The sequence below is a fragment of the Duganella sp. GW822-FHT06D06 genome, assembly GCF_058799615.1.
Genome location: NZ_JBXALQ010000017.1, coordinates 14386 through 36155, shown reverse-complemented (window position 1 = coordinate 36155; position 21770 = coordinate 14386). Strand labels below are relative to the sequence as shown.

At 63.7% G+C, this 21770-nt stretch carries 21 protein-coding genes; 13 read left to right on the top strand and 8 right to left on the bottom strand.

The window, feature by feature from the left end:
• Positions 1-86 precede the first annotated feature (86 nt).
• Positions 87-2282, bottom strand: coding sequence for an AAA family ATPase (locus tag AC1RMD_RS24840; protein WP_492930410.1), 2196 nt, complete (start codon positions 2280-2282; stop codon positions 87-89).
• A gap of 256 nt (positions 2283-2538) precedes the next feature.
• On the opposite strand from AC1RMD_RS24840, the gene AC1RMD_RS24835 reads away from it, so the two are divergent.
• Genes AC1RMD_RS24835 through AC1RMD_RS24825 form a run of 3 tightly spaced genes read left to right on the top strand, consistent with a single transcriptional unit; the run spans position 2539 to position 4061 of the window.
• Positions 2539-2946, top strand: coding sequence for a hypothetical protein (locus AC1RMD_RS24835; RefSeq protein ID WP_492930408.1), 408 nt, complete (start codon positions 2539-2541; stop codon positions 2944-2946).
• 20 nt (positions 2947-2966) lie between these two features.
• On the top strand, positions 2967-3872 hold the full coding sequence (locus AC1RMD_RS24830) for a hypothetical protein (protein ID WP_492930406.1): 906 nt from the start codon (positions 2967-2969) through the stop codon (positions 3870-3872).
• 9 nt (positions 3873-3881) lie between these two features.
• A complete protein-coding gene (locus tag AC1RMD_RS24825; protein ID WP_492930404.1) occupies positions 3882-4061 on the top strand; it encodes a P-loop NTPase fold protein in 180 nt (59 codons plus the stop codon).
• Positions 4062-4209: 148 nt separating this feature from the next.
• On the opposite strand, the gene AC1RMD_RS24820 is transcribed toward AC1RMD_RS24825, so the two are convergent.
• A complete protein-coding gene (locus AC1RMD_RS24820) occupies positions 4210-4995 on the bottom strand; it encodes a CPBP family intramembrane glutamic endopeptidase (protein WP_492930402.1) in 786 nt (261 codons plus the stop codon).
• A gap of 420 nt (positions 4996-5415) precedes the next feature.
• On the opposite strand from AC1RMD_RS24820, the gene AC1RMD_RS24815 reads away from it, so the two are divergent.
• The gene (locus AC1RMD_RS24815; RefSeq protein WP_492930400.1) at positions 5416-8328 is read left to right on the top strand and encodes a reprolysin-like metallopeptidase; all 2913 of its coding nucleotides are present in this window, start codon (positions 5416-5418) and stop codon (positions 8326-8328) included.
• Positions 8329-8417: 89 nt separating this feature from the next.
• Positions 8418-9002 (top strand): cohesin domain-containing protein, encoded by a 585-nt coding sequence (locus AC1RMD_RS24810; RefSeq protein WP_492930398.1) that lies wholly within the window; start codon positions 8418-8420, stop codon positions 9000-9002.
• On the opposite strand, the gene AC1RMD_RS24805 is transcribed toward AC1RMD_RS24810, so the two are convergent.
• The gene (locus AC1RMD_RS24805) at positions 8999-9814 is read right to left on the bottom strand and encodes a substrate-binding periplasmic protein (RefSeq protein ID WP_492930396.1); all 816 of its coding nucleotides are present in this window, start codon (positions 9812-9814) and stop codon (positions 8999-9001) included. The two genes, AC1RMD_RS24810 and AC1RMD_RS24805, sit on opposite strands and share 4 nt — an antisense overlap.
• Before the next feature lie 221 nt (positions 9815-10035).
• On the opposite strand from AC1RMD_RS24805, the gene AC1RMD_RS24800 reads away from it, so the two are divergent.
• From AC1RMD_RS24800 to AC1RMD_RS24785, 4 genes are read left to right on the top strand one after another with little or no spacing between them, the layout of a single operon-like run.
• The gene (locus tag AC1RMD_RS24800; RefSeq protein WP_492930394.1) at positions 10036-10509 is read left to right on the top strand and encodes a VOC family protein; all 474 of its coding nucleotides are present in this window, start codon (positions 10036-10038) and stop codon (positions 10507-10509) included.
• A 12-nt stretch (positions 10510-10521) separates the two neighbouring features.
• Positions 10522-10935: a YciI family protein gene (locus tag AC1RMD_RS24795; protein WP_492930392.1), complete on the top strand. Its 414-nt coding sequence runs from the start codon at positions 10522-10524 to the stop codon at positions 10933-10935.
• Between the two features lie 34 nt (positions 10936-10969).
• Positions 10970-11782, top strand: coding sequence for a YciI family protein (locus AC1RMD_RS24790; protein WP_492930390.1), 813 nt, complete (start codon positions 10970-10972; stop codon positions 11780-11782).
• Between the two features lie 31 nt (positions 11783-11813).
• Entirely contained in the window at positions 11814-13037 is a 1224-nt protein-coding gene (locus tag AC1RMD_RS24785) for an RNA polymerase sigma factor (RefSeq protein ID WP_492930595.1), read from the top strand.
• Between the two features lie 68 nt (positions 13038-13105).
• Here the strand turns inward: AC1RMD_RS24785 and AC1RMD_RS24780 are convergent, their stop codons facing one another.
• Positions 13106-15784: a TonB-dependent receptor gene (locus AC1RMD_RS24780; protein WP_492930388.1), complete on the bottom strand. Its 2679-nt coding sequence runs from the start codon at positions 15782-15784 to the stop codon at positions 13106-13108.
• Between the two features lie 286 nt (positions 15785-16070).
• On the opposite strand from AC1RMD_RS24780, the gene AC1RMD_RS24775 reads away from it, so the two are divergent.
• Positions 16071-16814, top strand: a complete 744-nt coding sequence (locus AC1RMD_RS24775; RefSeq protein WP_492930386.1) for a GntR family transcriptional regulator — start codon at positions 16071-16073, stop codon at positions 16812-16814.
• Here the strand turns inward: AC1RMD_RS24775 and AC1RMD_RS24770 are convergent.
• The 4 genes from AC1RMD_RS24770 to AC1RMD_RS24755 form a co-directional block, all read right to left on the bottom strand.
• Complete coding sequence (locus tag AC1RMD_RS24770; RefSeq protein WP_492930384.1) at positions 16781-17659, bottom strand: alpha/beta hydrolase family protein; 879 nt, start codon at positions 17657-17659, stop codon at positions 16781-16783. The two genes, AC1RMD_RS24775 and AC1RMD_RS24770, sit on opposite strands and share 34 nt — an antisense overlap.
• On the bottom strand, positions 17640-18236 hold the full coding sequence (locus tag AC1RMD_RS24765) for a TetR/AcrR family transcriptional regulator (RefSeq protein WP_492930382.1): 597 nt from the start codon (positions 18234-18236) through the stop codon (positions 17640-17642). Before AC1RMD_RS24765 ends, AC1RMD_RS24770 begins: the two co-directional genes overlap by 20 nt.
• A gap of 73 nt (positions 18237-18309) precedes the next feature.
• Positions 18310-18816: a GAF domain-containing protein gene (locus tag AC1RMD_RS24760; RefSeq protein WP_492930380.1), complete on the bottom strand. Its 507-nt coding sequence runs from the start codon at positions 18814-18816 to the stop codon at positions 18310-18312.
• A 77-nt stretch (positions 18817-18893) separates the two neighbouring features.
• The gene (locus AC1RMD_RS24755; protein ID WP_492930378.1) at positions 18894-19784 is read right to left on the bottom strand and encodes a LysR family transcriptional regulator; all 891 of its coding nucleotides are present in this window, start codon (positions 19782-19784) and stop codon (positions 18894-18896) included.
• An 88-nt stretch (positions 19785-19872) separates the two neighbouring features.
• On the opposite strand from AC1RMD_RS24755, the gene AC1RMD_RS24750 reads away from it, so the two are divergent.
• The 3 genes from AC1RMD_RS24750 (at position 19873) to AC1RMD_RS24740 (ending at position 21715) form a co-directional block, all read left to right on the top strand.
• Positions 19873-20826: an aldo/keto reductase gene (locus tag AC1RMD_RS24750; RefSeq protein WP_492930376.1), complete on the top strand. Its 954-nt coding sequence runs from the start codon at positions 19873-19875 to the stop codon at positions 20824-20826.
• Positions 20827-21052: 226 nt separating this feature from the next.
• Entirely contained in the window at positions 21053-21184 is a 132-nt protein-coding gene (locus tag AC1RMD_RS24745) for a hypothetical protein (RefSeq protein WP_492930374.1), read from the top strand.
• A 171-nt stretch (positions 21185-21355) separates the two neighbouring features.
• Positions 21356-21715 carry a KGG domain-containing protein gene (locus tag AC1RMD_RS24740; RefSeq protein ID WP_492930372.1) on the top strand — a complete coding sequence of 120 codons (360 nt, stop codon included), beginning with the start codon at positions 21356-21358 and terminating at the stop codon, positions 21713-21715.
• Positions 21716-21770: the final 55 nt, after the last annotated feature.

Genomic DNA, 21770 nt, shown 5'->3' with positions numbered 1-21770 from the left:
TCGGAAAATTACCTAAAGAGACAAAGCGCCCGTCGAGCATCGTATGGCGCGCTTAATTGCTCCATTTCCTCAGGTGCGCCATCCTTCTACGTGCGTCCCATCATCATTTTGTAGTGCGGGCCGTGGCCCATCTTCTCGAAAACTTGCTCGAACACCGCCATGTAGGCGTCGATGGCGCCAGGCTCTAGGGAAATGAATAGGTCATCCATCGCGTAATGGGAGCCGTCATTTACCCAGGAAAACAGCGCGTTGCAGATCAATCGCTCCCTGCCCTCGAATTTCTCGCAGATCGCTTTCGGATCGATGCCGCCGAAGACCTTGAAGTAGTTTTCAACGATCCGTCGCAAGGTGTTCTGTATTGTGAAGTTGTTCTTATCATCGCGCTTCAATTCCGCCCAGAGCAGCTCGTAGGAGGTCTTTATGGGGTTGTCGGGTTTGGACTCGACACGGGACCCATTGGGCGTCTTGCGAACCATCCAGAAGGTTTCTTCGTTCATTGCTTTTCCGCGCCGGTCAGGGTTGAACGTGATCTCTTTGTGGAAGTAGACATTGTGGGTCAGTACGAATACTTGTTTGATCTGGCCGCCGGCGCGGACCTCGTCAAAAATCGCTTTTATCAAGCTGCTGACGATGAACAAAATGTCGCTGTCCAGGCTCGACACGGGATCGTCGAATACCACCACGCGGTTCGCGGAGATACCGCTTTCGGTCTCGCTACCTTTTAATAAGTGGTAGAAATACAAGAAGGTGACGAAGGACTTCTCGCCTTCGCTTAGCGTTTCCTGGGCGTTCTCGCCGTTGGCACGGACCAGCTTGTATTGAGTGCCTTCGGCTTGGGATAGCGTGAAGGTATGAAAACCGAAGGACTTGAGCAGGCTATTGATCGCGTTGATTGTCGGCTGGATGCTGGTCGCGCGCTTCTCCACGATTTTTAATGCTAGCGTCACTTTTTCCTTCTCCTCCGTTTTCTTTCTAATTTGCTCCGCGAGGTTGGTGATCGCCTTGGAGATGCCGTCGGAGTTTTTTGCGAAAGCGGTGAGAGTTTGCCCGAGCTCGGCTTCAACGATGTATTTCCAGACTTGCGAGGACAGGGCTCGTTTCTCTTGTGCGAAGTTCGCGACGATCGCGTTGTGCTTGATGACCTGGGCGTTGGCGTCGGCGACGATCTTGTTCGCTTCTGCGACGAGATCGTGTAACGAATGGAGCTCAACGCTATGGCTGGGTTCTTTTTTCTTCCGGTCGAGCAGGAGGCCGTTAGCGGCGAGCTTGGCTTCGATGGCCGAACGAGTCGTAGCGAACCGCTCTTGGTCCACGAACTGGCAAACGCTTTCCGCCACGGACCGCAGTTGCTCTTGCAGCGCCTTGGCGTCCGCCTCGTAGTCGCTCACCAGGGTGGTGATGGCGGCGGTGTCGGTCACAAACGTTTCGTCGAAATACTCGGCGATGCTGGCCTCGAAGCCATCCAGCACTTTTTGCTGACAGAACGGGCAATTCTCGTCGTTGACGGTGTAAAACGGCATGCCCTGCTTGACCCAGTCACTGTTTCCCAGCCGTTGGATCATCGCCGCGATGTTCACATCCTGTTTGCCCAACACCTTCTTGGCCAAGATGGCGTCGCTCTCATACCCGAGAATCTTGGCGGCGTTGATCGCAGGCGTAGAGCTTGCCACCGCTGGCTGCGGGCCATAGATGGTCTTTGCCCTGGTTGTAAGATCTTCCAGCGTGGTCAGCGTCGAGATGTTGGCGCCTTTCTCGCTGAGCACTCGATCCTTGAACTCGTCTTTTGAGCTGCGGACTCCTTCGAAGGCCGTCTTGAACGCGTCGTCGTGCGCGAGTTTTTGTTTCCAGCACGTCTTGATAAGCTCCGCATCCAGCGCCGCCAATTCGCCCTTTTTGCCTGACAGCCTGTCCGCGCCTAAAAGCACATCGGACAATTTTATGACCTCCTCGTCGATCGCGGCGATCGTCTTTTTCTGCTCATCGATTGCACGCTCGTTTTCCGCATCTGTCTCGCCCAATGTGAAGATGCCCTTCACTCGTGAGGAGGGAGTGAAATTCTTGGCCACGAAATCACGGTTATATACCAGCGTTTCCAGCGGCGCTCCTCGAGCCCAGTTTACTTTGCAGGAACCGAAGGAACCGGGATTCTGGATTACCCGGCTGATCGTGGTTTTGCCAGCACCGTTCGAGCCGAAAATAAAATTGAGTTTGCGCAGAGCGCCCAAGATTTCCGGCTGAGCGGAGTAGGTGGCCGCGTTGGCCAGCTCAATGGATTCGATCACGACATGGCCTCTGGTGTTGGTGGTGTATATACTCACTTTATTAATAGTAGTTTATAGTATTCGCATTAGGAAATTTTTATTAATAATTTGCATTCAATAGCAACATGCAACCCGCTTCCGGCCGATCTTGGGCGAAGCCGTGTGGCTCGCTGAGTGAGGAGGAGCAGCGCGCGGAATTTAGGGCCAGCGCGGCATTCAAGGCGGAATCGATCAAGAGGGAGCAAGTGGAAAACTCTTAAACGCAAGGAAGGCACTCATGGCCTGCGGTAAAAATCAGGAACGAATGGATTCCCAAGGCGAGCCGAACGAGGAAGATGCCAAGGCGATAAACGCGCTGGCTGCGTTGGCGACTATCCTGCTTTTGCTGGCCTTCTTTATCGCCAGATCAACTTTTGGCTCGCCTGTGCGAGTGGCCGTGCTTTTCGGCTTGGCTGCTGTGCTAGGCGCGCTCGTTCTCGTTGGCGCTGTCGGTAGCGTGCTTCGTGTTCCTTTTCAGCGGTTCTATGGGCTTCGCTATGCATGTCTTTCGCTCGTCGCCTTGGCTGCATATGTCGCTCGGATAAGCGGCCTAGCCTACATCAACGCTATTTTTCACATCGATCCCGGAGCGTTGCCCTTGGGCTATGATGAACGCCATTTGAAAACTAGACCTCTCTCTAAATGACTGCGACGACACCCACCACAATGCTCATTCAAATGCCTGGACCAGCTGGAACGTTCGAGCCGCAGCTTACGGATCGCGCCAACTTTGATGTCATTGCTGAACGCTCGCGTGAATTGCGGCGTCTCTTGGCAGGTCGCGGCATTGTTTTTCACCGCGACGGCACGCTTGGAGTTTTGCTGCGGGACGCGGAGAGCTACGCTGCTGGTCGGGCTGCAGGAAAGTCCAATGTGGAGATGCGACAGTTCGTGAATGCGATGCACGCCTACCGGCTCGCCGAAGCTATTTTGCCAACTCAATTTGATCCAGACGTTGAACAGTGCTTGCGGCGCATTGCCGGGAACGATGTCAATCTGTCGGGCCGGCAGCCGTCCATGGGCAAGGACCATTTGTGGGAACTTGAATTGCTTATCTTCCTGCGCCGACGCGGCATGACGGTTCGGCTTCAAGATCCGCCGGATCTAATGCTCGCGCTGGGCGGCGGAGACTATCCGATCGCCTGCAAAAAGATTTACTCTGAAAAAGGTGTTCAGGGTCAGATGCAAAAGGGGGCTAGGCAGCTTGGCAAGCTCGGTCTTGGTGGCATCGTAGCCTTCAACATCGATGACCTGATCGTCGAGGACAGCATCCTCAACAGTCGCTCACGGCAGGAGGCTGGGGATATTTTGGCCACGCTTAATGCGCAGTTTATTTTGCGGCACCAGAGGAGCATGGCTAAGTATATTGCAGATGGCCGTTGCGACGGCGTGCTAGTGTCAGCTTCGTCGCTGGTGGATGTAGAGACGGCGAGCCCGAGGTTCGTCAATTTTACCGAGGTTGCGTTATGGAGCCCCCCTGAGGCGACGCCGGCAGCAAAGGCTAGGATAGGCGAATTAAGTTGTATGCTTTCTAAGCCTTCGACGCGCGCTCAAGCTATACCAGTCGCATGACGTGGGCGTATGTCTCTTGAAAAGTTCAAGTCCAGGCTGAATGAGCTGATAGCGGACAAGAACAACAGCGTCTTGGCCCTATCGGGCAAGTGGGGCGCAGGTAAGACTTTCTTATGGAACGACGTCAGCGTGCGGTCGGCGACCCCAGCCGCGCGCGGCGCTCTACATTGCTTCCTTGTTCGGTGTTAAGGATATCGTGCAGCTCAAGGTGAGGTTGCTCCAGCCGACGCTCCTCGATTGCCAAGTGGGCAAGGTCGGGCGTGATGCCGGACTCGTGTTGATCAACTGCGCGACCAAAGTCTTGAAGTGCCACTGGGGACAGTTGGTTTGACGCGCTTCAGTTTGAGACTGAGTTTTCTCGAGGCGCCAGCGGGAGCAGCAGCGCCCGCTGGCTGCCGCGCAGCAGGAACACGCCATACAGGCACAGCGGCAGCACCGCCAGCACGGCGGCCAACGGCAGCACCGAACCCTCGCCGGTGCTGGCCGCCGTCAGCGCCGACGTCACCAGCGCAAAGTCCCACAGGCCGTGCACCACCACCATCGGCCACACCGAGCGCGTGCGCAGGCGGATGGCGGCATAGCCCACGCCCTGCAGGGAGGCCGTCACCGCCTGCCACAGCGCGCTGCCGAAGTCGCCGGTCGCCATGCCATTGAGCGTGTGCACCACGCCGAACAGCAACGACGAGATCAGCACGGCCGGCCAGATCGCATGCCGGTCCAGCAGGCTTTGCAGCAGCACCGAGCGGAACATCAGCTCTTCCGACACCGCCACCAGCGCCGTATTGCAGCCGACGATCAGCAGCACCTGCGACGGCGGCCAGCCGGCCGCCCACGCCACCAGCAGCATCAGCAGCGAATACAGCAGCGGCGGCCAGACCAGCGCCAGCGATTTCCACGATTCGGGAGCGCGCAGGCCGGCGGCGCGGCGTTCGCTGGAGGCCAGCGCCACCAACAGGGAAAACAGGACCGCCAGCACCCACGCCGGACCGATGCCGCCGGCCACCGATTCAAACAACGATAGCTGCCGCCCGCCGTTGAGCAGTCTGGCGACGCCCAAGGTCAGGCCCAGCCACACTGCCAGCGCGCCCAGCGCCAACGGTAAGGTAATGCGGAGTCTTTTCATGTGCCTGCTTCGTGATTTATCTACACAGCAATAATACATGAACCCACCCCGGCGGCGATCCAGGCGGAACTGTGTATTAAAGACAACAGCGATTTTCAGTGTTTGCGCCTGAAACGCTCATGTTTCCGGTCCTGTACAAAAAAAATATCCGACAACTATTGTGACGAAAAATTAATTAAGCAATACTTAAGTTGAAACTTTTGCATGTCTTGTTCGCAACACATGAAAGTTTCACTGGGCATATTTTTTCTTGGAAATGAATATGTTCGGGGTGGAATTTGGCTGGCCGCACAGGGAAAACAGACTTTTCGGATCAACGATAAAATTAAGGGTATAGCAGGCATGAAACTTTCAGTGAACCCGTCACCGACTCCCCGCCTCAAAAAGGCCGGGGCAAAGCTGCGTCCTACCGCTGGACGCATGTTAATCGCCTTCATGGCATTGGGCTGGACCATCTCCAGTTCCGCCGCCGTCATCGCCCAGGATGGACCGACCGCGAGCCAGCCTACCGGCGACTTCTGGCAGGACGTGGGCGCCGCCAACGGCAGGACCTCGCAGTCCGCCAGCAGCACCGGCCCGCGCCGCTTCCACGCCGCCAGCCTGAACCGCAACGGCCTGAAGCAACTGGCCAAGTCGGCGCCACTGGAACGCACCGAGGCCGCCGCCGTCAGCCCGCTGATCATTTCCCTGCCACACCCGGACGGCGGCTACCAGCGCTTCGCCATCGTCGACTCGCCGATCATGGAAGCCGGCCTGGCCGCCAAGCACCCTGAAATCAAGACCTATGCCGGCAAAGGCATCGACGATCCGAACGCCAGCCTGCGCATGGACATCACCCCGCTGGGCCTGCACGCTTCGGTGCGCACGCCGGCCGGCGCCTGGTATGTCGATCCGCAAACCGCGCTGGACGACAGCGTCTATAACAGCTATCACAGCCGCGACCTGGCCAACCGCCACGGCGCGCTGCGCGAAGCACCGCTGACCGAGGCGCAGATCGCCTTGTCGCAGGGCTTCTATCACGCCGATGACAAGGTCGAAGTGCGCGGCGCCGGCTTCACGCCGGGCGCCTCGGTCACCGTGTCGGTGCGCAATGAGGGCGACAGCGGCACGCGCCAGAGCGTGGTCGTCACCGCCGATGCCGAAGGCGTGATCAACACCACGCTGGTGGCCGATCCGTCGCGCAACACCGGCGCCTTCGAAGTCAGCGCCACCGACGGCAAGTCGACCAGCACCGTGGCCTACCACGTGGTGGACGACCAGTCCGTGGCCGCTCCGGTTTCCGGCAACCAGCTGCGCACCTATCGCCTGGCGCTGGTCACCGATCCGTCCTACGCCACCTACTTCGGCGGTTCGGCCAATGTGACGGCGGCCAAGGTCACGCTGATCAACCGCGTCACCCAGGTCTATGAAGACGAGACCGCGATCCGCCTGATCCTGATCAACAATACCGACGCCCTGAACCTGGACACGCCGGCGCAGATGACCGGCACCAACGGTCCTTGCGGCGGCGCCGCCTGCTACACCACCACCCAGGCCGCGGGCTGCGCCAGCTCGACGCTGAGCCGCAACCGTATCGTCGCCGGCCTGCTCGCCGGCGCCGGCAACTACGACATCGGCCACATCGCGTTCGGCCTCAACGGCGGCGGCATCGCCAGCCTCGGCGTGGTCGGCGGCAACAGCAAGGCCCAGGGTTGCACCGGCATTCCAACGCCGGTCGGCGACTTCTACGCGGTCGACTATGTGGCGCATGAAATGGGCCACCAGTTCTCCGGCAACCACACCTTCAACGGCGTGATCGGCAGTTGCTCGGGCGGCAACCGCAACGCCGGCACCTCGGTGGAACCGGGCAGCGGCTCGTCGATCATGGCCTACGCCGGCATTTGCGGCACCGACAACCTGCAAAACCACAGTGACGCCTATTGGTCGCAGCGCAGCTTCGATGAAATCGTCACCTATACCTCGGGCGCCGAAACCATTCTCAACGAAGTGCAGAACCTGGTGCTGGCCAACTTCGCCAGCGGCCAGCAGTTCAAGCTGAGCTACAACGGCAACAAGTCGGCCGCCATCATCAACGGCAGCAACTTCACCACCGCCGGCGTGAAGGCGGCGATCGAAGGCATCAGCGGCTGGCCTGCCGGCGGCACCGTCAACGTCAGCGCACTCAGCAATAACGCCGCGACCATCACCTTCGGCGGCGCGCTGGCCGGCACCAACGTGCCGATGCTGCAGCTGGTCGATTGCAGCGGCGCCTGCACCGGCTACGTCGGCGAAATCGCCGTCGGCGGCAGCACCACCCGGCGTGGCTCGCTGTCGTTCACCGGCAATACCACGCCGGTGGTGACGGTGGCGGCGGGCTACACCATCCCGGTGCGCACGCCGTTCGCGCTGACCGGCAGCGCCGCCGACGGCGAAGCCGACACGCTGACCTACCTGTGGGAGCAGAACGACCGCGCCAGCGGCAGCGGCACCGGCTTGGTCAGCAACACCAAGACCAATGGTCCGCTGTTCCGCCAGTTCGGCGTGCGCGCCGTGGTCAGCGAAGAGGACGCCATCAAGTACGGTTCGCCGGGTGAAAACCACGTCAGCACCAATCCGACCCGCGTGTTCCCGGACCTGTCGCAGATCCTGGCCAACAACACCAACGCCGAAACCGGCGCCTGCCCGGTCGCCGGCGCGACGCCGACCGCGGCCAACATCGAGTGCTACTCGGAGTTCCTGCCGACCGTCGACTACGTGGGCTACAGCGCCAACGCCAATCCGGCCGCGCTGAACTTCCGCCTGACGGCGCGTGACGGCCGTGGCGGCGTGGGCAACGCCAGCACCAAGCTGGTGCTGGCGCCCAACGCCGGTCCCTTCCTGGTGACGTCGCCCAACAGCGCAGTGTCGCTGGATGGCGGCTCGACCCAGACCGTGACCTGGAGCGTGGCCAACACCGACGTCGCGCCGGTGAACACCGCCAACGTCAAGATCTCGCTGTCCACCGACGGCGGCAACACCTATCCGCACACGCTGGCGGCCAGCACGGCCAACAACGGCAGCAAGATCGTCACCTTGCCGCTGGTGGCCAGCAGCACGGCGCGCATCAAGGTGGAAGCGCTCGACAACATCTTCTTCGATGTGTCGAACGCCAACTTCACGATCCGCCTGGTGGGCGATGTCAACGGCGACGGCAGCGTCAACTGCGACGACCTGGCGCTCATCAAGGCCGCGCTCGGCAAACGCACGGGCCAGGCCGGCTACGATGCGCGCGCCGACCTGAACAAGGATGGCGTGGTCGATGCGCGCGACCTGGCAGCCGAGTCGCAACGCCTGCCGGGCGGTTGCCGCCTGTAAGCCGCCACACACTAGCGGCGCCGCCGCCGGGGCACACCCGGCGCGGCGCCGATGCTGAATCTAAGCCTGATGGGCAAAGGAAAATGAATATGTTGAGTTTGAATAAATGGAAATTCCAGGCCGGCGCCGCGTTGCTGGCCGCCGCTTTCGCCGCGCCGTCGGCCTATGCGGCCGATCCGGTGTTGAGCATCGTCGCCAGCCCATCGAGCGGCGTGGTGGGCTCGACCATCGAGCTGGACATCCGCATCGACGGCATCACCGACCTGTATGGCTACAACTTTTCGCTGGTGTTCAATCCGGCCTACCTGCAAGCGACCGGCGCCAGCGAAGGCGGCTTCCTGGGTTCGGACGGCGGCGCCACCGATTTCGGTGCGGCCGATGTGGCCGGCACGCCGGGTCTGGCGTCCTATGTGTACGGCTTCAAGTTCGGCGCCGTGCCCGGCGTCAGCGGCGGCGGCAGCCTGGCGCACCTGAGCTTCAACGTGATCGGCGCCGGCACCAGCACGCTGAGCTTTACCGATGCGTTGTTTCTGAATTCCAACCTGGTCGACATCAACACGCAGCTGGCCACGCAAACGCTGGTGACCACCGCCGTGCCGGAACCGCAGACCTACCTGATGCTGGGCGTTGGCCTGGTCGGCCTGGCGGCGCTGCGCCGCCGTAAAGTCGGCTAATGGTTCACCGCGCTGCCGCCTTGCGGCGGCAGCGCTTCATACTTCTTCAGTAGTTGCGGCAGGCGCTTGCGGCCCTTGCCGCCCAGCCAGTTCCACATCTGGTCCACGGCGGCGCCGTGCGCGCCATAGTAGTCCTTGTTGACCATCAACCACAGCGAGTGCGAACTGAGCGGCTGCTCCAGCCGCACCAGCTCCTTGCCATGCTCGCGCGCCAGCAGTTCGTCCATATCGCCGGCCAGGTTGAGCGACATCGCCACCGCATCGATACGGTGGCGCTTGAGCTTGTCGAAATTGCGGCGGGCGTCGGCGGCGCCGTCGTCCACCTGCATGCCGGCCGCGCGCAGCTCGCCGGCGAACGATACGCCGTGCGACACGCCGACCCGGCGCCCGCGCAGGTAGCCGTTCAGGTCCGCGCCTGCGGCCGCCCGGTCCGCCGCGCGCACGATGATCACGGTGGTGTGCTGCAAGCCGCGCGCGGGATCGGGCCGGCCCTGGGCATCGAGCGGATAGACCACCGACGCCAGCCCGGCGGGCGGGGTCGCCAGCGCGGTGGCGTCGATCTGGCCGGCGTTCAGCGCCAGCAGCAGGCGCGCGGTCGGCAGGCGCAGCAGTTCGGTTTTGCAGCCGGCTTGCGCCGCCATCTCCACCAGCAGTTCCACGCTGGCGCCGGGCGCCGCCGGCACGCTGTCGGCGCCGATGAAATAGGGCGGCGCGTTTTGCGTGGTGTAGCCGATGCGCAGCGCGCAGCCTTGGGCGTTGGCGACCAGCGTCAGCAGGAAGAGGGCGAAGGCCGATGGGCGCGTCAAGTTCATGGCATGTGAATTATTACATCTGTGAAGTATGCGGCGGCTGCGGCCAGCCAACATGCTGGAGCCTAACATGAACGCCGGCAGCGCAATGATCCACTGCCGGAGGCGGTCGCCACCATCTCAAAAAAATTTTAAAAATTTCTGTCGATTTGACGCGTGCTGCTTCGTCGTGGAGGTAGAGTGAGCATTCTCACTCGTCCCAACCCCACATAAAGGAGAGCATCATGGCTGCAAAAGTAGATCCGATTCCAGAAGGCATGCACAGCGTCACCCCCCACCTGGTCGTCGATGGCGCGGCGGACGCCATCGCGTTCTATACCAAAGCGTTCAAGGCCACCGAGACCGCGCGCATCCCCGGCCCGGACGGCAAGCTGATACACGCCGCCGTGCGCATCGGCGATTCCACCGTCATGCTGGTGGACGAGTTCCCCGACTGCGGCAGCGTCAGCCCCAAGAAGCTCAATGGCAGTCCGGTCACGCTGCACATCTACGTGCCCGATGTCGACGCCACCTACGCCCAGGCGATCGCCGCCGGCGCCAGCGAGAAGATGGCGCCGGCCGACATGTTCTGGGGCGACCGTTACGGCCAGGTCACCGACCCGTTCGGCCACATCTGGTCGATCGCCACCCACACCAAGGACGTGACGCCGGAGGAAATGGGCGCGGCGATGCAACAGCAAATGCCCAACTGCGGCTAACCGGAGAGTGCCATGCGTTTCATGATTATCGTTAAAGCCACCGAAGATTCCGAAGCGGGCAAGATGCCGAGCGTCGAGCTGCTGACCGCGATGGGCAAGTTCAACGAAGACCTGGTCAACGCCGGCGTGCTGCTGGCCGGCGAGGGCGTGCATCCCAGCTCCAAGGGCGCGCGCATCCTGTACGACGGCCCCAAGCGCACCGTCATCGACGGCCCGTTCGCCGAGACCAAGGAACTGATCGCCGGTTTCTGGCTGATACAGGTGAAGTCCAAGGAGGAGGCCATCGAGTGGATGAAGCGTTGCCCGAATCCGTTCGACGTGCCGTCGGAAATCGAAATCCGCCAGGTGTTCGAGATGGAGGATTTCGGCGAGGCCGCCACGCCGGAGCTGGTCGCGCAGGAAGAAGCCTTGCGCGCCCGCATGTGATGCTGCTACCTTAGCGAAAAACCAGGAGTATGCGATGGAATTCATGATACTGCGCCGCGCCAACCAGAGCACCGAACGCGGCCAGCAGCCGCCCGCGCTGGAGCCGGGAACCTTTCTCAAACCCAGCACGGAAGCGGTGCGCCTGCTGCGGCGCGACGGCGAATGGAGCCTGCTGCACGGGCCGTTCGCGCCCCGGGAACTGGTGGCCGGCTTCACGCTGATCGAGGCCGAATCGAAAGAGGACGCCATCGAACAGGTGCGCTGGTGGCCCTTGTTCGACAGCGGCGCAGTCTATGAAATCCGCGACGCCGGTTGCCCCGGCAACTGCCTCGGCTTCGACGAACGCGGCACGGCGGCGGGCACGCTGCCGCGCCGCGACGAAGCCTTGACGCGCTATGTGATCTTCATCCGTTCCGATGCCGACCTGGAGGCCGACCTGGTGCCGCCGCCGGAAATCATCGACGTGATGAACGCCTACAACGAAGCGGGCGTGCGGCAGGGCGTGCTGCTGGCCGGCGAGGGCCTGAAGGCCAGCGCCTCCGCCACCCGGGTCCACTTCGCCAATTCGAAAACCTCGGTGGTCGACGGCCCGTTCGCCGAAGTCAAGGAACTGATCGCCGGCTACTGGATGGTGCAGGCGGCCTCGCTCGACGAGGCCATCGCCTGGGCCAAGACCTATCCCTATCCCAGTCCGGGCGACCTGACGCTGGAAATCCGCGAAGCCTGCGAGCGCATCGCCCACCAGGAATTTACGCCGGAGATGCGCGCCGCCGAAGAACGCCTGCGCGCCGAACTGCTGGAGAGCGGCCTGCGCGAGGCCTTCAGGAAGAAAGCCCGTGGCGGTTGACGTTTCCAGGATCGTCGAAGCGGTGTGGCGGATGGAGTCCGCCAAGATCATCGCCGTGCTGGCGCGCATGCTGCGCGACGTCGGCCAGGCCGAGGAGCTGGCGCAGGATGCGCTGGTGATGGCGCTGGAGCGCTGGCCGGAAAGCGGCGTGCCGGACCAGCCGGCCGCGTGGCTGACCACCGTCGCCAAGAACCGCGCGCTGGACCTGTTGCGGCGGCGCCAGCTGCACCAGCAAAAGGAAGCCGAGCTCACCTACGAAATCGAAGGCATGTTGCAGGACGCCGCGCCCGACCTCGACTCGGCCGTGGCCGACGCGCTGGAAAACGATATCGGCGACGACCTGCTGCGGCTGCTGTTCGTGGCCTGCCACCCGGTGCTGCCGACCGACGGCCGGGTGGCGCTGACCTTGCGCATGCTGGGCGGCCTGAGCACCGAGGAGATCGCCCGCGCCTTCCTGGTGCCGGAAGCGACGGTGGCGCAGCGCATCGTGCGCGCCAAGCGCACGCTGGCCGAGGCCAAGGTGCCGTTCGAAGCGCCGCGCGCGCACGAGCTGGTCGAGCGGCTGGCGTCGGTGCTGCAGGTGATCTACCTGATCTACAACGAAGGCTATTCCGCCAGCGCCGGCGCCGACTGGATGCGGCCGGCGCTGTGCGAGGAAGCGCTGCGGCTGGGGCGCATCCTGGCCGAGCTGGCGCCGGATGAGCCCGAGGTGCACGGCCTGGTGGCGCTGATGGAGATCCAGTCCTCGCGCGCCCGCGCCCGCGTCGGGCCTAAGGGCGAGCCCATCCTGCTGCTGGAGCAGGACCGCGCGCGCTGGGACCAGCTGCTGATACGGCGCGGCCTGGCGGCGCTGGCGCGCGCCGGGCAAACCGGACGTGGACTGGGCTCCTACGGCGTGCAGGCGGCCATCGCGGCCTGCCATGCGCGCGCGCGGCTGGCGGCAGACACCGACTGGCAGCGCATCGCCGCGCTATACGACGCGCTGGCGCAGCTGACGCCGTCGCCGGTGGTGGAGCTGAACCGCGCGGTGGCGCTGGCGATGGCCTTCGGGCCGGCGGCCGGGCTGGAAGTGGTGGACGGCCTGATGGATGTGGCGGCGCTGAAGCACTACCACCTGCTGCCCAGCGTGCGCGGCGACTTCCTGTCCAAGCTGGGACGCCACGACGAGGCGCGCCATGAGTTCGAACGCGCGGCGCAGCTGACGCACAACGAGTGCGAACGCACCTTGCTGCTGGCGCGCGCCGCCGCCCAATAAAAAAAGCTGGCCCCACGGGAGTGAGGGCCAGCAAACCTTGGTACAACAAGCTCGTTACAACCCAGCGATTACAGCTTGGCGCGCAGACCCAGGTAGAAGGTGCGGCCGTTCGAGTAGAGTGCGCGCGGCTGGTCGGGCGTTTCCGCGTACATCTTGATGGTGGTGTTGGTCAGGTTCAGCGCGTCGAAGGTGATCGACAGCTGCTCGTTGATCTTGTAGTTCAACGAGCCTGCCAGGTTGCCCGCGCCCTTCACGTGCTGGGCGGCGCCACGGTCCACGCCAGCCTTGTAGCTGGAACGATAGTTGTAAGCCAAACGCGCGCTGAACTTGGCATCCTCGTAGAAGCCGGTGATGTTGTAGGTGCTCTTCGAGGAGTTCAGCAGCGCGGTGCCGTCGGCCAGCTTGCCATCGGCGTAGGTGTAGTTGGCCAGCACGCCGAAGCTGCTGAACAAAGGCTGCTGGTAGCTCAGCTCCACGCCCTTGTTCTTGCCGCTGGTGGTGTAAGGCGAGGTGATCTGGTACTCCGTCATCTTGCTTTGCTTGTTGTTGAAGAAGGTGCCCACGCTGCCGCCCTGCGCCACCACCGACACCAGGTCCATGTAGAACAAGCCTGCCGACAGCGAGGATTTCGGCGCGAAGTACCACTCGGCGCTGACTTCCGCGTTGTTGGAGCGGACCGGGTCGAGCTTGACGTTGCCGCCGGAAGCGCTGAGCGCATCGTCGTTCAGCGACACCGAGCCACCCAGCGCGCTGTAGTCGGGACGCGAGATCGCCCGTGCCAACGCGCCGCGCACCACCAGGTCCTGGTTCACGTCGACCTTGACGTTGGCGCTAGGCAGCACGTCGTTGTAGGTGCGTTCGAAAGTCGTCGGGGTGTAGGGGCCGAAGGCCGAACCGACGATCGGCTTGGTGCCGCCGGACAGGTTGACGATCGAGGTCTGCTTGGTGCGCACGCCGCGCAGGCCGACGTTGCCGCTCCAGCTGTCGCCGGCCAGGTTGGCCATGCCGTACAGCGCGGTGGTCTTCTCGTTGACCTTGAATTCATCCTGCCAGTTGTGGCGGGCCACGAAGTCCAGCACGCGGTTGCCCGGTACCGCGCCCCAGGCGCCCAGCGCCGCGCCGTCGTAGCGGAAGTAGGCCGACGACAGGCCGCCGCCCAGGTTGGAGGCGAAGTCGCTCGGATACTGCTGGCCGCTCCAGGCCGGGCCGGGATTGGTTTCGCCCAATGGGCCCAGTCTGGATTCCAGCGGGTGCTCGGCGCTGCGTTTGTGGTCGGTGGCGCGGACGCCGAACTTGATCGAATCGAGCACGCCCTGGCTGATGCGCAGCTCGCCGTCCAGCTGGGCGTAGTGTTCCTTGTCGATCGATTGCGACTCGCCGCCGCCGCCCCAGGCGGTGCTGCCCGGCGAAGTGGTCACGCCGCCGGGATACGAGACGGTGGCCGGGCTCAGGCCGTTCAACTGGTAGCTCATGCCGCCGCTGACATTGTTCTGGTAGTAGACGTCGCCATGGTCCCAGCCTTCGCCGTGGGTCATGCCGGCCTTGCCGCTGAGAGTCAGGTCCTGCGTGGCGCGGTAGCGGAAGTTGAAATCGACGTAGTAGGCTTCGCCGCCGGCGTCCGGACGGTAGATGTTGTCGACCTCGCCCGAGTTGGTGGCGAAGGAAGCGCCGGTGATGGTGTTGCCCTTGGTGGTGACGCTGGTTGGCACCCGGTTGTCGCGATTGAAGGAGTTGCCCGGCGCCGCCAGCCAGTTGGTGTTCTGGTGCGGTGCGTCCAGCTTGGAGTAGAAGCCGTTCAAGTCCAGCGTCAGGTCTTTCGACGGCTTGAACTCGACGTCGAAGGCGCCGCCTTCACGTTTTTTCTTTTGCTCGAACAGCGAGGCGCCGATGAAGGTCGGCACGTACATGCCTGCCAGCGCCGGATTGGCCTTGGCGGCCGCGCTGTTCTTGCCGACCGTCACATAGCCCAGTACTTCCTGGCCATCGCGGCGCACCGTGGTTTTTTCGGAGAAGGCCTGCACCAGCACGCCGGCGGTGTTGGTGTCGTTTTTCCAGGCGAACAGACCGGAAAATTGCGGTTCGGTTTTCTTGGACAGATCGTTGTACACCGCCTGCACCGACGCTTCCAGCGTCAGCGCCTTCTTGAATTCCAGCGGACGGCGGGTGATGACGTTGATGGCGCCGGACACGCCGCCTTCGACCAGGTCGGCGGTCTGCGATTTATGCACCACGATCGAGCTGACCAGCTCGGACGGCAGCAGCGAGAAGCTGCTGGAACGGCCGACGTTGCCGCCGAACTGGTTCAGTACGAACCAGTCGCCGGTGCTGATGGCGTGGCCGTTGAACAGGGTTTGTTGTAGGGATGGGCTGGTGCCGCGCAGGCTGACGCGATCGTTCTCGCCGAAGCCGCCTTCGCCGCCGGCCGACGACTGGATGTTCACGCCGGGCAGGCGCTGGATGGCGTCGGCGACGTTCTTGTCGGGCATCTTGCCGATGTCTTCCGCAGTCACCACCTCGACCACCGAGTCGGCATTGCGTTTTTGCTTCAGCGACTGTTCCAGGGCGGCGCGTACGCCCGAAACGGTCACGACGGCGGTGGGCGCGTCGGCCGGCGGCGTCGCCTGTTGCGCCAGCGCCGGCGTCGCGTAGAAGGCGGCGGCGATCATCATGCCGACTGCGGCGGCGATCGGTGTCAGGCCGGCGCGGGCCGAGGTGGCGTTCGTTGCTGCGTACTGTTGAAACGTCATTGCAAATCTCCTAGCGGCCCAGGACGGGCCTGTTCACTTCTTGTGATGATGAATCTTTCGCAAGATTCCCCCTTGCAAACCAAACAACCAAACCAGTTCGATGCCAATATACTGTAAACAATGATACCAAAGCGCTACCAGTTGTAAAAAATAACAAGCTTGTGGTGTTTTTTAGACAAAAAATCGCTTAGTATTCACCTGTTTGGTGCGAAATGTTAAAAATAACTCAAGACGACCATCAATTTTTGGTACTTAATTGGTACTGGAGTAGGGCAAAAGGAGTCGTATGGTGACATTGACCAACATCATGAAAGTGCTCGGCGATACCAGCAGCCTGCCGCTGTATCACCAGTTGCAGCGGGCCTTGCGCGAGGCCATCGCCCAGCGCGTGCTGTTGCCGGACGACGCCCTGCCGCCGGAGCGCAAGCTGGCCAGCGACTTGAATGTGTCGCGGCTAACGGTGCGCAAGGCGCTCGACGGTCTGGTGGCGGAAGGCTTGCTGGTGCGGCGTCCCGGATCGGGCAACTTCATCAACCACACCCGCATCGAGCAGAATTTTTCCAAGCTCAGTTCATTTTCCGAGGACATGCGGGCACGCGGCCGGCAGCCCAGCAGCACCTGGCTGGAGCGCAGCGCCGGCGCCGCCACCTGCGAAGAGGCGGCGCGGCTGCGCCTCGCTCCGGGCGAGCAGGTGTACCGCTTTCACCGCATCCGCTTTGCCGATGCGACGCCGATGTGCGTGGAATACGCGACGGTGCCGGGCGACTGCCTGGCGTCGCTGGAGTCGGTGGATAAATCGATGTACGAGGCGCTGAACCGCAGCGGCAACCGGCCGGTGCGGGCCGTGCAGCGGCTGTCGGCCTTGCTGTTGAGCGCGGAGCAGGCGCGCCTGCTGGAGGCGCGGGAGGCGGATGCGGGACTGGCCGTCGAACGCTTGGGCTTCCTGTCCGACGGCCGGGTGGTGGAGTTTTGCCGCTCGTATTTCCGCGGCGATGCCTACGACTTCGTGGCGGAGCTCAGCTCGGTCTGAAACCAGCCCAGCGCGTCTTCCCACAGCGGTTGCGCCTTGGCCTTGAAGTAGCCCATGTGGCCGATCGCGCCGATGCCGGCGCGGGCCGGGTCGATGGTCACGCGGGTGACGCGGGCGTTGCGGTAGCCGGCCATGAAGGCGTCGCGCGAGGCCGGGCCGGCCCACAGGTCGTCCAGCGAGTTGATCGCCAGCACCGGCGTGCGCACCCGGTCGTAGCTGCCGCGGATGCCGTGCATCTTGGGATCGTCGAAGAAGTAGTGCGGGTAGCGGCACCAGCCTTTCCATTGGCGGTAGACGCTGAGCGGCAAGTCCTCGCCCATGCCCAGCTTGCTCCACGCCAGATAGCCGTGCCAGCGCGTCAGCAGCGGACCGAGAAAATTCCAGGTGAACCAGACCTTGGCCCGTTCCAGCGGCGGCATCCAGCCGTGCCAGCCGGCGCTGGTGCCGAACAGATAGCTGGCGGCGATCCTGTGCTGGTTGGGCAGCAGCCCGAGCGCGTGGCCGCCGTAGGAATGGCCGACCAGCAGCAAGGGCGCGTCGTCGCTGGCCATGTGCTCGACGGCGGCGGCCAGGTCGAGCCGGCCCCAGTCCAGGAAATCCACTGCGAAGCCCTTCAGCGTGGCCGGCCTGGACAGGCCGATGCCGCGATAGTCCAGGGTCAGCACGCGGTAGCCGCGCGTGGCGGCGAACTCGGCGAAGCGGCGGTAGTAGCCCTGCGGCACGCCGGTGGCGCTGGCCACGACCAGATGGGCCAGCGTCGCGCCGGCGGCGGGGTAGAGCGTGGCGACGATGGGGTAGCCGTCGGCCGCGTGGAGGGTAAGTTGCTCAGTCGTTTGCTTGGTCATTGCGGTGTCCTTGTAGTTGAGCGCGCAGCAGGGGGAACAGGGCGGCGCTGACCAGTTCCATCGGCGCCACGCTGCCGGCCACGCGCGCTTGCAGCAGCGCGCCTTCGTAGGCGGCCACGATCAGCGCGGCCAGCCCGGCGGCGTCGGCGATCCTGCCCGAGGCTTCGAAAGCGAGCGCCAGCCGGGCGCGGATGGCGGCAAAGCCGGCGGCCAGCGCCTGGCGGATGGCGACGTCCTCCACCGACGATTCCAGCGCCACCGTGGCCAGCGGGCAGCCGCGCTGGAAGCCGCTGGCGGCCAGGCCTTGTTGGGCGCGGGCGATCCACAGTTCCAGCGCCGCCACCGGATCGGCGCCGGGCAAGAGTTTGTCGAGCAGGGCGCACAGATCGGCCACCTGCTGTTCGATGGCCGCCACCGCCAGCTCGGTCTTGCCGCCGGGGAAGTGGTGGTACAAGCCGCCCTTGGGCGTGTCGGCGAGGGCAAGGATTTCGCTGAGGCCGACGCCGTGCAAGCCCTTGTGCTGCAAGGCGTTGCCCATGGCGCGGATCAGCCGGTCTCGGGTAGGTAGTGTGGTCATGGTTCCACTGTACAGACCGGTCGGTCTGTTGGCAAGTGAAAAAATAGTCCCGGCGCACCAGGACCATGTCTTTTTAAGCCAGCGTGGCTTCGAGGATCTTGACCAGGGCTTCGATGCCGTCGGCGTCGGTCTGGTCGAAGCGGTTCGGCAGCGGGCTGTCGAGGTCGAACACGCCGACGATCTCGCCGCCGGCGCCGCGCACCGGCACCACCAGCTCGGAACGCGAGTTGACGTCGCAGGCGATGTGGCCGGGGAAGGCGTGCACGTCCGCCACGACGATGGACTTGCCTTCCACTACGGTGGTGCCGCAGACGCCGCGGCCTTTCTTGATGCGGATGCAGGCCGGCTTGCCCTGGAACGGTCCCAGCACCAGCTCGTCGCCCTTGAGGAAGTAGAAGCCGGCCCAGTTCAGGCCCGGCATGCTGTTGAACACCAGCGAGCTGAAGTTGGCGGTGTTGGCGATCAGGTCGCTTTCGCCGTGCACCAGGCCGGTCAGCTGCGAGCGCAGGTCGTCGAACATGGCGCGTTTGGCTTCGGGCGTATCGGTGCCGTAGGCGGTGTCGCTGAGGGTGAAAGTCATGATGATCTTTTAAGAAAAATTTTCCAGGACGATATGGTAGCCGTTTCGGCGCCGACGCGCTGCTTATCGGCCCAGGACTAGCCCAGGGTCTCGCTCGCCAGCCGGCGCAGCAGGGCGGCGGCCGGGTGGCCTTCGGCGACGATCAGGCCCAGCCCGGCGGCCAGTTGGTCGCCTTCCTTCAGCTTGCGGTAGGCCACGCCGCTGCGGCTGATCGCCGCGAACGAGGCCGGCAACAGCGCCATGCCCTTGCCGGCCGCCACGTCGCTCAGCAGCACGTGATGGTCGTGCGGCTCCAGCAGGAAGCGCGGGGCGAAGCCGTGCTTGCGGAACACCGCGTGGCAGTGGTCGAAGAAGGCCGGCTGGCGCGCCCGTTCGAACCAGTACACCGGCTGCTCTTGCAGGTCGGCCAGCGCCAGGCGGCGGCGCCTGGCCAGCGGATGGCGGCTCGACAGCGCCACCAGCATCGGCTGTTTGCCCAGTTGCAGCACGGGCAGCTCGAAGGTCTTGGTCGGCAGCGCGATGATGGCCGCGTCCAGCCGCCGCGCGCGCAGGCGGGCGACCAGGCGCGGCGAGGCGTCGAACACGGTGTCGAGCGCCGCCCCGTCGCCGTCGCCGAGCGCGGCCGAGACGCCGTCGGTGAAGGCGCGGTACAGGTCGGCCTCCATCGACGATGTCATGCCCAGCCGCAGCCGCATGGCGGGCTGGCGCGTCTGCAGCGCCTGTTCGGCCTGGTCCAGCAGCGCCAGGATGCGCAGCGCGCGCGGCAGCAGTTCGATGGCGGCCGGCGTCGGCGCCACATGCTGGGTGTCGCGCTCGAACAGCTTGACGCCGAGGCGCTCCTCCATCTGCCGCACCGCGCGGCTCAGCGGCGGCTGCGTCATGTGCAACTGCTCGGCGGCCTGGCGGAAGTTCAGGCACTGGGCCACGGCGACGAACATCTGTAGTGCGTTGGTGTCGAGTTTTCTCATGATACCAAAAAGGTATCACGATTTTGCACATTCCGTGCGGCGCGCACAGTGGCTAGACTCGTCTCCATCGACCAACAAGGAGTTCAGCATGAAGAAATTATCGGGTTTGGGTTTGGGCTGCATGGGCATGTCGGAGTTCTATGGCGCCACCGACGACGCGCAATCGCTGGCCACGCTGGAGGCCGCCTACGAGGCGGGCGTCACGCTGTTCGACACGGCCGATACCTACGGCGTCGGCCACAACGAAGAGCTGCTGGGCCGCTTCCTGCGCGGCAAGCGCGAGCACGTGACGCTGGCCACCAAGTTCGGCCTGGTGCGCAAGGCCGGCAACTATGAGCGTCGCGTCGACAACTCGCCGGCCTACATTCGCGCGGCCTGCGAGGCCTCGCTGCGCCGGCTCGATATCGAGCATATCGATTTATACTATATACACCGTTTGAACCTGGCGGAAACCCCGCTGGAAGCGTCGATGGAAGCCTTGGCGCAACTGGTCCGCCAGGGCAAGATCGGCGGCATCGGCCTGTGCGAAGTCTCGCCCGCCACCTTGCGCCGCGCCGCCGCCGTGCATCCGGTGGCCGCCGTGCAAAGCGAATACTCGCTGTGGACGCGCGACCCGGAAGACGGCGTGCTGCAAGCCTGCCGCGAAGTCGGCGCGGTATTCTGCGCCTACAGCCCGCTGGGCCGCGGCTTCCTGACCGGCAAAGTGGCGCCGCTGGAGGAGGGTGACTTCCGCAAGCTCAGCCCGCGCTTTGCCGGGGAAAACCTGGCGGCCAACCAGCGCATCGTCGACATCGTGCGCGAGATCGCCGGCGGCAAGGGGTGCACGCCGGCCCAGCTGGCGCTGGCGTGGCTGCTGGCGCAGGGCGACGACATCGTCCCCATCCCGGGAACCAAGCGCATCCCTTACATGCTGGAGAACCTGGGCGCGCTGCGCGTGCAACTCAACGCGCACGAGCTGGCCCGCATCGGCGCGGCGCTGCCGCCCGGTATCGCCGCCGGCGCGCGCTATCCGCAGGAAGGCATGAAGGGACTCAACGCCTGACTGGCGACTCCTAGCCGTTTTCCGTGACAGTCCTACGAAAGTTGTAGGCAGCCTCCGATGGCGTGTGCGCGCGGCTCGCGCTACTCTTGGAGTCAGTGCGCCGCGGCCCGCGCGCCGCGCGCGTTTGTTGACCATCGAAAACGGATAATATATGTCGACCAGAAAAAAGAACGCCGTCCTACCGCGTCAGGGGAAACAAAGAATATCGAGCAACGGAGAAAGAGCAGTGCCATACGGGCCGCCAAGGCTGTCGCCGGAGATCCAGTCCATGCTGATGGTGGGCGACGAGCAGGTCATCATCAATCAGGAGGTGAACGACAACCTGTGCTTCATGACGGAATTCATCGACACCGTCTGAAGCGGCGGCGTTGTGAGGGACACTCGGTTAGGCATACCAACTGGTACACGGAATGGTCCTACGTCGCTGTCTGCAGGCGTCCTATATTGTGCGGTTGGGTCGTGCACTACGATGACTGCTCCTGTGTAGCAAGCAGGATCAGTTAGCGGTAGTTTTCACGAGGAGAGCATCATGGCGACTTCGAACCAGGGCAATGACCAGGGCAGCAAGCAAGGCGACAAGACGGGCAGCCAGCAGAAGGACACCAGCAAGCGCGGCTTCGCTTCCATGGACCCGCAACAGCAGCGTGAGATCGCGGCCGAAGGCGGCCGCGCGGCCCACGAGAAAGGCACGGCGCACGAATTCACGTCCGAAGAAGCGCGCCGGGCCGGCAGCATGAGCCACAAGAACGATGCGCGTAGCAGCCAGAGCAGCTCGCCGGGCAGCGCAGCGCAAAGCGGCGGCAAGGACGACCAGGAGGACAATAGCAAAGGCGGTCGCAGCGGTTCCAGCCGTTCGGGATCGTCGGGTGGTTCCAGCTCCAAGTCCTAAGCCCTGAGCGATAGTTGGCCGCCCGCATAGGTTTCCGTGCGGGCGGTTTTCGTCG

Coding starts and splice junctions, on each gene's coding strand:
- AC1RMD_RS24835 (WP_492930408.1), top strand. CDS start 2,539: ATGGCCTGCGGTAAAAATCAGGAACGAATGGATTCCCAAGGCGAGCCG.
- AC1RMD_RS24830 (WP_492930406.1), top strand. CDS start 2,967: ATGCTCATTCAAATGCCTGGACCAGCTGGAACGTTCGAGCCGCAGCTT.
- AC1RMD_RS24825 (WP_492930404.1), top strand. CDS start 3,882: ATGTCTCTTGAAAAGTTCAAGTCCAGGCTGAATGAGCTGATAGCGGAC.
- AC1RMD_RS24820 (WP_492930402.1), bottom strand. CDS start 4,995: ATGAAAAGACTCCGCATTACCTTACCGTTGGCGCTGGGCGCGCTGGCA.
- AC1RMD_RS24815 (WP_492930400.1), top strand. CDS start 5,416: ATGTTAATCGCCTTCATGGCATTGGGCTGGACCATCTCCAGTTCCGCC.
- AC1RMD_RS24810 (WP_492930398.1), top strand. CDS start 8,418: ATGTTGAGTTTGAATAAATGGAAATTCCAGGCCGGCGCCGCGTTGCTG.
- AC1RMD_RS24805 (WP_492930396.1), bottom strand. CDS start 9,814: ATGAACTTGACGCGCCCATCGGCCTTCGCCCTCTTCCTGCTGACGCTG.
- AC1RMD_RS24800 (WP_492930394.1), top strand. CDS start 10,036: ATGGCTGCAAAAGTAGATCCGATTCCAGAAGGCATGCACAGCGTCACC.
- AC1RMD_RS24795 (WP_492930392.1), top strand. CDS start 10,522: ATGCGTTTCATGATTATCGTTAAAGCCACCGAAGATTCCGAAGCGGGC.
- AC1RMD_RS24790 (WP_492930390.1), top strand. CDS start 10,970: ATGGAATTCATGATACTGCGCCGCGCCAACCAGAGCACCGAACGCGGC.
- AC1RMD_RS24785 (WP_492930595.1), top strand. CDS start 11,814: ATGGAGTCCGCCAAGATCATCGCCGTGCTGGCGCGCATGCTGCGCGAC.
- AC1RMD_RS24780 (WP_492930388.1), bottom strand. CDS start 15,784: ATGACGTTTCAACAGTACGCAGCAACGAACGCCACCTCGGCCCGCGCC.
- AC1RMD_RS24775 (WP_492930386.1), top strand. CDS start 16,071: ATGGTGACATTGACCAACATCATGAAAGTGCTCGGCGATACCAGCAGC.
- AC1RMD_RS24770 (WP_492930384.1), bottom strand. CDS start 17,659: ATGACCAAGCAAACGACTGAGCAACTTACCCTCCACGCGGCCGACGGC.
- AC1RMD_RS24765 (WP_492930382.1), bottom strand. CDS start 18,236: ATGACCACACTACCTACCCGAGACCGGCTGATCCGCGCCATGGGCAAC.
- AC1RMD_RS24760 (WP_492930380.1), bottom strand. CDS start 18,816: ATGACTTTCACCCTCAGCGACACCGCCTACGGCACCGATACGCCCGAA.
- AC1RMD_RS24755 (WP_492930378.1), bottom strand. CDS start 19,784: ATGAGAAAACTCGACACCAACGCACTACAGATGTTCGTCGCCGTGGCC.
- AC1RMD_RS24750 (WP_492930376.1), top strand. CDS start 19,873: ATGAAGAAATTATCGGGTTTGGGTTTGGGCTGCATGGGCATGTCGGAG.
- AC1RMD_RS24740 (WP_492930372.1), top strand. CDS start 21,356: ATGGCGACTTCGAACCAGGGCAATGACCAGGGCAGCAAGCAAGGCGAC.